The following is a 10,557-nucleotide window of genomic DNA, read 5'->3' as shown; positions in this document are numbered from 1 at the left end:
CCATTTGCCCAGATCGACACTGCCGACGATCAGGCTCAAGACACCGCCAACGCACAGCCTCAGGCAGAGAAACCCGCGCCAGCCGCTGCGAAGGATTCTGCGCACAAGGAAGTCACCGTCAGCAAAGGCGACACGCTGTCGACCCTGTTTGAAAAGGTCGGATTGCCCGCCGCCACTGTTCACGAAGTACTGGCCAGCGACAAGCAGGCCAAGCAGTTCAGCAAGCTGCAGAACGGACAGACGCTGCAGTTCGAGCTGACGCCGGATGGCCAGCTCAAGCAATTGCACACAAAACTCAGCGAAGTCGAGTCCATCAGCCTGTCGAAGACGGCAACGGGCTACGCGTTCAATCGCGAAATCAGCAAGCCCAACGTGCGTAACGTCTACGTCCACGGGGTGATCAACAGCTCCCTGTCGCAGTCCGCGCAACGTGCCGGCCTGACTCATAGCATGACGATGGACATGGCCAACATCTTCGGCTACGACATCGACTTCGCGCAGGACATCCGCAAGGGTGATGAATTCGATGTGGTATACGAACAGAAAGTGGTCAACGGCAAGAGCGTAGGTACGGGGAATATCCTGTCCGCCCGCTTCACTAACCGGGGCAAGACCTACACCGCCGTTCGTTACACTAATAAGCAAGGTAATACCAATTACTACACGGCTGATGGCAACAGCATGCGCAAGGCCTTCATCCGTACCCCGGTAGACTTCGCCCGCATCAGCTCGATGTTCTCGATGGGCCGCAAGCACCCGATCCTCAACAAGATCCGCGCCCATAAAGGCGTCGATTACGCAGCGCCACGCGGTACGCCGATCAAGGCAACCGGCGATGGCAAGGTGCTGCTCGCCGGCCGCCGTGGCGGATACGGCAATACCGTTATCATTCAGCACGGTGACACCTACCGCACGCTGTACGGCCACATGCAGGGCTTCGCCAAAGGCATACAGACCGGCGGCACTGTCAAGCAAGGTCAGGTTATCGGCTATATTGGAACTACCGGCCTGTCCACAGGCCCGCATTTGCACTATGAGTTTCAGGTCAATGGCGTTCACGTAGATCCACTGGGCCAGAAGCTCCCAATGGCGGACCCGATCGCCAAATCCGAAAAACAGCGGTTCATGCAGCAAAGCCAGCCGTTGATGGCACGCATGGACCAGGAAAAAGCCACCACGCTGGCCTCGAATAAAAGGTAATCCATGGACTTCTTCTATATAGGTGTGATGTCCGGCAGCAGTCTCGATGGGATTGATATCGCCCTTTTGAAGCAGGATGACCGATCAAGGCTTCTGGCCACTCACTACATCCCCATGCCGGAAGACCTGCATGCCGAGCTGCTGGGGCTCTGCTCCAGTGGCGCTGATGAGCTTGCACGTGCGGCCATTGCGGAGCAAAAGTGGTGCAGGCTGGTCGCACAGGGCGTGCAGACGTTGCTGAAAGATCAAAACATGGTGCCCGCTCAGATTCGCGCCATTGGCAGCCACGGCCAGACTATTCGTCATGAGCCTGCGCGCGGCTACAGCATTCAGATCGGCAACCCTGCGCTGCTGGCAGAGCTGACTGAAATTACCGTGGTCAGCGATTTCCGCCGCCGCGATATCGCAGCAGGCGGCCAGGGCGCCCCTCTGGTACCGGCTTTCCACGAAGCGCTGTTCGACGACAACAAGGATCATCGCGCCGTATTGAACATCGGCGGGTTCAGTAACCTGAGCCTGATCGAGTCCGATCGACCGGTCGAAGGCTTCGACTGCGGACCCGGTAACGTCCTGCTCGATGCGTGGATACAATCACAGCGCCACGAGAGCTACGACAAGGATGGCGCGTGGTCGGCGAGCGGCAAGGTAGATTCTGCGCTGCTCAAGAAACTGCTCAGCGATCAGTTTTTCCTGACCAAGGGCCCCAAGAGTACGGGCCGGGAAGTGTTCAACCTGGGCTGGGTTCACCACCATCTGTTCCAGTTGCCAACCCTGGCGCCCGAGGATGTGCAGGCCACTCTGCTGGAACTGACGGCGTTGACGATCACCGAATCCCTGCAATCGGCGCAAGCGATTACCCGGGAGCTTCTGGTCTGTGGGGGCGGTGCGCATAACAAGGCGCTGATGAAACGCCTCGCAGAACTGCTGCCCGGCACCGAGGTCAGCAGTACCGAGAAGTTCGGCGTAGACCCTGACTGGGTTGAGGCGATGGCGTTTGCCTGGCTGGCTCATTGTTGCCTCGAAGGCGTTCCGGCCAACCGTCCGACGGTGACCGGCGCCAAAGGCAGACGCGTCCTGGGCGCCATCTACCCCGCCTGACGCGATGCCACAATGCAAAACGCCGCTCAATGAGCGGCGTTTTTGTTTACAGCAAGCTTCAATCAGATCGAAAACGAAGAGCCACAACCACAGGTCGTGGAGGCATTCGGGTTCTTGATCACGAAGCGCGACCCTTCAAGCCCTTCCTGATAATCGACTTCTGCGCCGGCCAGGTACTGAAAGCTCATTGGATCGACAACCAGGCTTACGCCCTCGCGCTCGACGATGGTGTCATCGTCTGCCACATCTTCATCGAAAGTAAAACCGTACTGAAAACCTGAGCAACCGCCACCTGTAACGAATACACGCAGTTTGAGACGATCATTGCCCTCTTCGTCGACCAGGGTTTTCACCTTGTGCGCTGCATTTGGAGTGAACTCCAAAGCGGTAGGCGTGAAGGATTCGACACTCATGTCAGATATCTCCCGGCGTTAGCCGTCGTAATGCGTAATGACGGCATTATCCGCTTCTCCTAGAAAATCGGTCAACTATTTGCTGGACGGCGGCAGTCCTTACGGCATCATGCCCGCATGAGACAACCCGGCGCGCTCATCAAGGCCGAACAGGATGTTCATGTTCTGCACTGCCTGACCGGACGCACCTTTGACCAGGTTATCGATCACCGAAAGCACGACGACCAGATCGCCGCCCTGCGGACGATGCACCGCGATGCGGCACACGTTGGCGCCACGCACGCTGCGGGTTTCGGGATGACTGCCTGCTGGCATCACATCCACGAATGGCTCATCGGCGTAGCGCTTCTCGAACAGTGCCTGCAGGTCCACCGAGCGATCAGTGACCGTTGCATAGAGCGTTGAGTGAATGCCGCGAATCATCGGCACCAGATGTGGCACGAACGTCAGGCCGATATCCCCACCCGCTGCGCGACGCAGCCCCTGGGTGATTTCAGGCAGATGACGGTGGCCCTTCACGGCGTAGGCCTTGAAGCTTTCATTGGCTTCCGAGTACAGCGAACCGATGTTCAGACCACGGCCCGCACCGCTCACGCCGGATTTGCAGTCGGCAATCAGACGAGTGTTATCGGCAATACCGGCTTCAAGCAGCGGCAGGAAACCCAACTGGGTAGCGGTCGGATAGCAACCCGGTACGGCGATGAGTCGCGCGTTCCTGATCTGTTCGCGATTGACTTCCGGCAGCCCGTACACCGCGTCTTCCAACAGTTGCGGAGCACCATGAGGCTGGCCGTACCACTTGGCCCACTCGACCGGGTCCTGCAGACGGAAGTCGGCAGACAGGTCGATCACCTTGGTGCCTGCCGCGAGCAGTTCACCGGCCAGGGCATGAGCGACACCGTGGGGCGTGGCGAAGAACACAACGTCACAGGCACCCAGGGTTTTCACGTCAGGCACGCTGAACGCAAGGCCGTCATAGTGCCCGCGCAGGTTCGGATACATCTCGGCGACTGGCATGCCGGCCTCCGAGCGCGAGGTAATGACCACTACTTCTGCCTGCGGATGCTGTGCCAACAGACGCAGCAGCTCGACCCCGGTGTAACCCGTGCCGCCGACGATACCGACCTTGACCATAACCTGCCCTCAACGAAACAACTGGAAAGCGGTCGATAATAGGAGCCTATCGCCTCTGCGACAACCGACAACGTGACGTATGGGCGCACAAGACACTACTATTCGGCCACCGTGAACCTGGGAATAATCAAAAATGCTCTATCTATGGATAAAGGCGCTTCATGTCATTTCAATGGTCTGCTGGTTTGCAGCCCTGTTCTATCTGCCAAGACTGTTCGTCTATCACTCGATGAGTGAGGACACAGTCAGCCGCGAGCGTTTCATTGTCATGGAGCGCAAGCTGTACCGTGGCATCATGACCCCGGCAATGATCGCAACCCTGGTCTTCGGCGGCTGGCTGATCAGCTTCGACCCCAGCGGTTATTTCAGTCAGGGCTGGATGCACGCCAAGCTCGCACTGGTTGTCCTGCTGATCGGCTATCACCACGTCTGCGGCGCACAGATGAAACGCTTTGCCCGTGGTGAAAATGGCCGCAGCCATGTGTTTTATCGCTGGTTCAATGAAATCCCGGTACTGATTCTGATCGCCATCGTCATTCTGGTTATCGTCAAACCCTTCTGATTCCAGGAGTCACCCGGCCTCATCAGTAACGCGACAGGGTGCCCTGTCTCAGACAGGCGCCCGGCATTGTTTTCCATTTAAAGACAAGGAAGCCCCGTATGGCCGATTCACACTTCAAGATCGTATTTGAAGGGCAGGTGCGTGAAGGCGTCGAGCTCGACACCGCAAAGGCCAACCTGGCGGGGCTGTTCAAAAGCGAACCGTCTGCAGTGCAGAAACTGTTCAGTGGTCAACCCGTTGCGCTCAAGCGCGGGCTTGCTTACGAGGACGCGGAACGCTACCTGAAGGCGCTGAACGATGCAGGCGTCGAAGCGCGTATCGAACCCGACATTGAAATCAGCCTGAGTCTGGATGAAGTGGTCAGCCAGCCCTCCCCCAAACCCGCGCATCTGGACATATCACCCTACGCACCGCCCAAGGCACAGGTTGGCGCTGATCAGCCCGGCCATTCGACGCTGAAGGTGCTGAGTATCAACGGGCGTATCGGGCGCTTGCGCTATCTGGCGTGGAGCATGGTCTTGAGCGCCGCGACGCTGGTGCTGGTAGGTGTGTGCCTGCTGGTCATGAACGGTTCGCTGGTCGCCGGTGGCCTGCTGATGGCGGTGGTGCTCGTCGTGTTCGCGGTCATCGGCGCACAGATCGGCGTTCAGCGGCTGCACGATCTGGGTTGGTCAGGCTGGCTTCTGCTGCTGACCATGGTGCCGTTCGTAGGCAGCGTCTTCCCGTTCCTGATGATCCTGCTGCCCGGAACAAAAGGTCCCAACGCTTTCGGCCCACCGCCGCCACCGGACTCCAGAGGTGTGAAGACCCTGGCGATTCTGTGGGTGTTACTCATCCCCATAGTCGTGATGGTGCTCACCGCTGGCGGCGCAGGCATGCTGCGCGATGAGCTGGAATTGCAGACCGATGAATACGAGCAATCCCTCCCCTATGACGACGAAGAAAGCCGCGACAGTGCCTTGACCGCGCCAGCGGATGTCAACATAGAGCCCGAAGAACAAAGCGACAAGTAATAGACTGCCCCACGGTTCGGCAGACTGCCGGTCGCAACACGCTCAATGGAGAACTGCATGACCCGTTACGCCCTGATCACCGGCGCGTCCAGCGGCATAGGCCTGGCGATGGCCGAAGCGCTGGCACGTCGCGGTCGCAACCTGATCCTGGTCGCCCGCCAGCGCGACCTGCTGGAAACAATTGCACTGGAGTTGACTCAGCGTTTTGGCGTGGAAGTGCTGTTTCGAGCATGCGATCTGGGCGAGCCACTGAGGCTCTCGGGCTTTCTGCTGGAGCTGGAAGACGGTGCCCACCAGATCGATCTGCTGGTCAACGCTGCGGGCATTGGCACATGCGGACCTTTTCTGGCTCAGGACTGGAGTGCCGAGCAGGACCTGATCGATCTGAACATCCTGGCCCTGACGCGCCTGTGCCACACGGTCGGCAACCTGATGGCCATTCAGGGCGGCGGCCAGATACTCAACATCGCCTCGGTGGCGGCGTTTCAGCCTGGGCCATGGATGAGCACTTACTACGCGAGCAAAGCGTATGTGCTGCATTTTTCCGAAGGGCTGCGCGAGGAAGTGAAGAAGGCCGGGGTGAAGGTCTCGGTGCTGTGCCCCGGTCCGACCAGAACGGCTTTTTTTCGCACCGCGCAGTTGCAGGTCAATGTGGATAACCTGATGAGCCCGGAAGAAGTGGCGCTGTATACCGTTCGCGCGCTGGCAAAAAACCGTGCGGTGATCACGCCCGGTTTCGGTAACCGGTTGTGGACGCTCGGCCCGCGCCTGATTTCACGCTGGCTGGCTCGCCAGATCAGCGGCTATATCAACAAGAAATACTGCCCGCGCTGAGCGACAAACGGCTGGGCGAGCCGCGTCCCGCTCAGTACACTCGGACGCGCTGAAGCACAGCGATACCCTGTGACGACCATCAACCGACAAGGAGCAAACGGCTGTGGACACTTTGTTTACCAAGATCATCAATCGGGAAATCCCGGCGAAGATCATCTATGAGGATGATCAGGTACTGGCCTTTCACGACATCGCCCCACAGGCACCCGTGCATTTTCTGGTTATCCCGAAAAAGCCTATCCGCACCCTGAACGATCTGACCGAGGAAGACAAAGGCCTGGCCGGGCATATTCTGTTCACGGCGCAGCGTCTGGCCCTCGAACTGGGCTGCGAAGAAGGCTTCCGCGTGGTGATGAACTGCAATGAGCTGGGCGGGCAGACCGTCTACCACATTCACATGCACGTACTCGGTCAGCGTCAGATGAACTGGCCACCGGGCTGAGCCAGCGTTTTCGGGCTTTCCGGCCGACCAGCGCGTGGGATCAGCGCTGGTCGGACCACACAAGCCCTGTCCGCTCCGGCCGATTGGGGTAAACTGCCCGCATGATCTTCCGGAGGTGCCCATGGCTACCGAACGTCAATACTCCCCCCTCGACCGTCTGTTACTACAAGCCGACAGCGCGATGCGCACCTTGCTGCCGTCCAGCGCGCACTCGCAGCGCCCTTCCCCTGCCGTCGTTCAGCCCGAACACAAGATGAGCGAAGTCGATACGCGCCACGTCGCGGGTCTGATGCGCATCAACCATACCGGCGAAGTCTGCGCCCAGGCGCTTTATCAGGGCCAGGCGCTGACGGCAAAGCTGCCCAAGGTGCGCAAGGCGATGGAGCATGCGGCTGAAGAAGAAATCGATCATCTGGTCTGGTGCGAACAGCGCATCCATCAGCTTGGCAGCCATACCAGTGTGCTGAACCCGCTGTTCTACAGCCTGTCCTTCGGGATGGGCGCAATAGCCGGTGTTATCAGCGACCGGGTCAGCCTGGGTTTTGTCGCGGCGACTGAAGATCAGGTCTGCAAGCACCTGGCTGAACATCTGGAGCAACTGCCGACCGAGGACGGAAAGTCCCGGGCTATTCTGCAACAGATGCTCAGCGATGAAGAACACCACGCTGAATCCGCACTGGAGGCAGGCGGTTTTCGTTTCCCGGCACCGGTCAAGTTCGGCATGAGTGTGCTGGCCAAGGTCATGACCAAGTCGACTTATCGCATCTGACGAGGCGTATACAACGCCCATAAAAAAGGCGCCTGAATCAGGCGCCTTTTTAATGTCCGGAATCCGGGCTTATACGGCGACGTTGCGGCCGTAGAAGATTTCCAGCATTTCGTGTTTGACCTTGGCGGTCACTTGCTCGCGCTGCTCGGGAGACAAGTTGCTGGTGGCGTCGCCAAACAGGTAGTTGTCCAGTTCGAACTGCTTGAGCAGCATCTTGGTGTGGAACAGGTTTTCCTGATACACGTTCACGTCGGTCATCTGGTAACCGTTGCGCGTGTCTTCGGACAGGTAGTTCTGGATCGAGTTGATCTCGTGGTCGATGAAGTGCTTCTTGCCTTCCACGTCACGGGTAAAGCCGCGCACGCGATAGTCGACCGTCACGATATCCGACTCGAATTTATGGATCAGGTAGTTCAACGCCTTGAGCGGTGAAATAACGCCACAGGTCGACACATCGATATCCACGCGGAACGTGGCAATACCGTCAACCGGGTGAATTTCCGGGTAGGTGTGGACCGTGATATGGCTCTTGTCCAGGTGCGCCAGGATGGTTTCCGGCAGTGGACCTGGCGACTCTTCGATCTGGCTTTCGGTAGGCGTCACCGGCTGCTCAGAGATCAGAATGGTCACACTGGCACCTTGTGGATCGTAATCCTGACGCGCAATGTTCAGGATGTTGGCACCAATGATATCGACAACATCAGTCAGAATCCGCGTCAGGCGTTCTGCGTCGTACACACTGTTGATGTACTCGACATACGCCTGCTGGTCCTGCGGGGTTTCCGCATAGCAGATGTCATAAATGTTGAAGCTCAAGGTCTTTGTCAGGTTATTGAACCCGTGGAGCTTGAGTTTGCTTTTCACCGTTAAAAACTCTCTATATGGGTGCGGCGCCAGCCGCGTGATCAAGCATGCCCGTCAGGTGAGCCCGGCTCATCTGCGTAGGACGGTTAACACCTCTTCGCGTTGGCGATTTTGGTTGTCTGTTCGGACCGGCAGCAGAAAACCAGTACATGCTGCGCCCGTAAAAAGTGGCGCATTATGCAGACGTCCGAAGCCGTCTGCCAGAGTGTGCGCCGTTTTTATGATCGTTGGATGTCTGGCGTTCAGCCCAGTTCGACAATTTCATAATCGTGAGTGATCTTCACACCCGCGTTGCCGAGCATGATCGAGGCAGAGCAATACTTCTCTGCGGACAGTTCGATCGCGCGCTTGACTTGCGTTTCTTTCAACCCGCGCCCCTTGACGACAAAGTGCAGATGGATTTTGGTGAACACTTTCGGGTCTTCATCCGCACGCTCGGCATCCAGAAACGCCTCGCAGCTTTCGACGGGTTGGCGCGACTTCTTCAAAATGCTCACAACATCGAAGTTGCTGCAGCCACCCAGACCGATCAAGACCATTTCCATCGGGCGTACACCCAGGTTGCGACCGCCGCTTTCCGGCGGACCATCCATTACCACCACATGACCGCTTCCGGATTCGCCGAGGAACATGGCTTCGCCAGCCCATTGGATGCGTGCCTTCATCGCCAAGACTCCACTGTAAAAAAAGGGGTCGCCAGCTTAGCACAGGGCCAAAAGCTGCCCGGAAGAAATGCTTTTTGTAGGAAACGCGTAGGAATGTTCGCAAATAGCTTCCTACACGTCTGGAAAAGCTGGCGAGAATAAAGGCGCAGCCGATACCTATAGGTATGCCATTTGGCCATACACCTTATTTCGGAAGTCTCGCATGGTCGCAATAACTTTTACGCCCAAAGCAAACAGTCTGGACAAGCTGCTGCCCCATGCAGAACGCCGCCGCTGCCCCGCGAAAACCAACATCATCAATGCCGGTGAGCGCTCCGAGTCGTTGTTTCTGATCCTCAAGGGTTCAGTCACGGTTCTGATCGAGGATGACGAGCGCCGGGAGATGATCGTCGCCTACCTCAACAGCGGGGATTTCTTCGGCGAACTCGGCCTGTTCGAGCAACCGGGCAAGGAATCCGTACGCAGCGCTTGGGTGCGGGCCAAGACAGAGTGCGAAGTGGCCCAGATTTCATATGACACGTTCCGCGAGCTGACCAGGCAAGAGCCGGAAATTCTGTATGCGCTCGGCAGCCAGATGGCCGAGCGCCTACGCAACACAACGCGCAAGGTGGGTGATCTGGCGTTCCTTGATGTCACCGGACGAGTGGCTCGCACGTTGCTCGAGCTGTGCAAGCAGCCGGATGCAATGACTCACCCGGACGGCATGCAAATCAAGATTACCCGACAGGAAATCGGACGCATTGTCGGCTGTTCGAGGGAAATGGTCGGACGTGTGCTCAAGGCCCTTGAAGAACAGCGCTTGGTCAACGTCAAAGGAAAGACCATGGTGGTCTACGGGACACGCTGAGCCCTTGCTATTCAGAGCCCGGCGAGCAGTTTCCGGTAAGCCTGCGCCAGACGCTCCAGGACATCAGCGCCCGGAAACGCTTCGTACAAGGCGATGTGGCTTTCGGCCTGAACACGCGGCTCAAGCTCGCACAGCTCATTGAAGCGGTTTACCGCAGCGGCCATCTGGACGCGCTCGTTATTCAGCAACAGCGCACCATGCGCCAGCACTACAGGACGCGTTCCGCCCTGGCTCTGACGCCAGCGCTGAGCCGTTCCAACCATCTTGCGACCATCGAGATTGACATTGAAACGGCCATCGCAGAATGCGCCTGCCACCTCACCCAGCGAAGCCTTGCCGCCAAGCTCGCTCAACAGATCGAGAATCGGCTGACACAATCGCAGGTAGGCGGTTTCTATGCGGTCGCGATCGACATCAGTGTGCGGCTGCGCATAGACCAGCGCGATGTTCAGCGTGGCAGAGGACTGTGGCACTGGCTCGCCGCCGGTTTCACGCAAGAGGACTGGCCATGCATTGTCCGACAGGGTCTCGCTGGCCTCGGCAAAACCCGGTAACCGGCTCATCCGCCGTGGCATGACCAGCGCTCGATCATTGGGCCGCCAGAACAGCAGCCCGTGATCTGCCGCCCCGGAGCATACCGAGGCGAGAAGATCCTGCTCGGCCTGCAGGCATTGTTCGACACAAATGTCGATGATCGCGTCTTGCATGCCGGACCT

At 58.3% G+C, this 10,557-nt stretch carries 13 protein-coding genes (1 of these 13 cut by a window edge); 8 read left to right on the top strand and 5 right to left on the bottom strand.

What is annotated here, in order from left to right:
• A protein-coding gene (locus PCPL58_RS05350) for a peptidoglycan DD-metalloendopeptidase family protein (protein ID WP_003433174.1) crosses the window boundary here: on the top strand, positions 1 to 1,200 show its 3' portion. It extends 225 nt beyond the left edge of the window; 1,200 of the gene's 1,425 nt are visible here — the last part of the coding sequence; its start codon lies beyond the left edge, outside the window; its stop codon occupies positions 1,198 to 1,200.
• Between the two features lie 3 nt (positions 1,201 to 1,203).
• The gene (locus PCPL58_RS05345) at positions 1,204 to 2,298 is read left to right on the top strand and encodes an anhydro-N-acetylmuramic acid kinase (protein WP_044309502.1); all 1,095 of its coding nucleotides are present in this window, start codon (positions 1,204 to 1,206) and stop codon (positions 2,296 to 2,298) included.
• A gap of 62 nt (positions 2,299 to 2,360) precedes the next feature.
• On the opposite strand, the gene erpA is transcribed toward PCPL58_RS05345, so the two are convergent.
• A complete protein-coding gene (gene erpA / locus PCPL58_RS05340; protein WP_002551953.1) occupies positions 2,361 to 2,711 on the bottom strand; it encodes an iron-sulfur cluster insertion protein ErpA in 351 nt (116 codons plus the stop codon).
• 99 nt (positions 2,712 to 2,810) lie between these two features.
• Positions 2,811 to 3,845, bottom strand: coding sequence for an N-acetyl-gamma-glutamyl-phosphate reductase (argC, locus tag PCPL58_RS05335; RefSeq protein ID WP_003433179.1), 1,035 nt, complete (start codon positions 3,843 to 3,845; stop codon positions 2,811 to 2,813).
• 133 nt (positions 3,846 to 3,978) lie between these two features.
• Between argC and hemJ the strand changes: the two genes are divergently transcribed.
• The 5 genes from hemJ (at position 3,979) to coq7 (ending at position 7,465) form a co-directional block, all read left to right on the top strand.
• Positions 3,979 to 4,407, top strand: a complete 429-nt coding sequence (gene hemJ, locus PCPL58_RS05330) for a protoporphyrinogen oxidase HemJ (RefSeq protein ID WP_003316309.1) — start codon at positions 3,979 to 3,981, stop codon at positions 4,405 to 4,407.
• 98 nt (positions 4,408 to 4,505) lie between these two features.
• The gene (locus tag PCPL58_RS05325) at positions 4,506 to 5,420 is read left to right on the top strand and encodes a DUF805 domain-containing protein (protein WP_065348963.1); all 915 of its coding nucleotides are present in this window, start codon (positions 4,506 to 4,508) and stop codon (positions 5,418 to 5,420) included.
• Between the two features lie 57 nt (positions 5,421 to 5,477).
• On the top strand, positions 5,478 to 6,254 hold the full coding sequence (locus PCPL58_RS05320; protein WP_065348962.1) for an SDR family NAD(P)-dependent oxidoreductase: 777 nt from the start codon (positions 5,478 to 5,480) through the stop codon (positions 6,252 to 6,254).
• A gap of 103 nt (positions 6,255 to 6,357) precedes the next feature.
• A complete protein-coding gene (locus PCPL58_RS05315) occupies positions 6,358 to 6,696 on the top strand; it encodes a histidine triad nucleotide-binding protein (RefSeq protein ID WP_003316306.1) in 339 nt (112 codons plus the stop codon).
• 121 nt (positions 6,697 to 6,817) lie between these two features.
• A complete protein-coding gene (gene coq7, locus PCPL58_RS05310; RefSeq protein WP_003433185.1) occupies positions 6,818 to 7,465 on the top strand; it encodes a 2-polyprenyl-3-methyl-6-methoxy-1,4-benzoquinone monooxygenase in 648 nt (215 codons plus the stop codon).
• A gap of 69 nt (positions 7,466 to 7,534) precedes the next feature.
• Here coq7 and speD read toward each other — a convergent pair whose 3' ends face one another.
• Both speD and PCPL58_RS05300 read right to left on the bottom strand, forming a co-directional pair.
• The gene (gene speD / locus PCPL58_RS05305; RefSeq protein WP_003316303.1) at positions 7,535 to 8,329 is read right to left on the bottom strand and encodes an adenosylmethionine decarboxylase; all 795 of its coding nucleotides are present in this window, start codon (positions 8,327 to 8,329) and stop codon (positions 7,535 to 7,537) included.
• Positions 8,330 to 8,571: 242 nt separating this feature from the next.
• Positions 8,572 to 8,994: an OsmC family protein gene (locus tag PCPL58_RS05300; protein WP_065348961.1), complete on the bottom strand. Its 423-nt coding sequence runs from the start codon at positions 8,992 to 8,994 to the stop codon at positions 8,572 to 8,574.
• A 202-nt stretch (positions 8,995 to 9,196) separates the two neighbouring features.
• On the opposite strand from PCPL58_RS05300, the gene crp reads away from it, so the two are divergent.
• On the top strand, positions 9,197 to 9,841 hold the full coding sequence (gene crp / locus PCPL58_RS05295) for a cAMP-activated global transcriptional regulator CRP (RefSeq protein WP_065348960.1): 645 nt from the start codon (positions 9,197 to 9,199) through the stop codon (positions 9,839 to 9,841).
• A gap of 11 nt (positions 9,842 to 9,852) precedes the next feature.
• Here the strand turns inward: crp and PCPL58_RS05290 are convergent, their stop codons facing one another.
• On the bottom strand, positions 9,853 to 10,548 hold the full coding sequence (locus PCPL58_RS05290; RefSeq protein ID WP_065348959.1) for a lipoate--protein ligase family protein: 696 nt from the start codon (positions 10,546 to 10,548) through the stop codon (positions 9,853 to 9,855).
• Positions 10,549 to 10,557: the final 9 nt, after the last annotated feature.

Source organism: Pseudomonas cerasi (assembly GCF_900074915.1).
Classification (GTDB): domain Bacteria; phylum Pseudomonadota; class Gammaproteobacteria; order Pseudomonadales; family Pseudomonadaceae; genus Aquipseudomonas; species Aquipseudomonas cerasi.
This window is presented reverse-complemented; position numbering and strand designations above follow the sequence as displayed.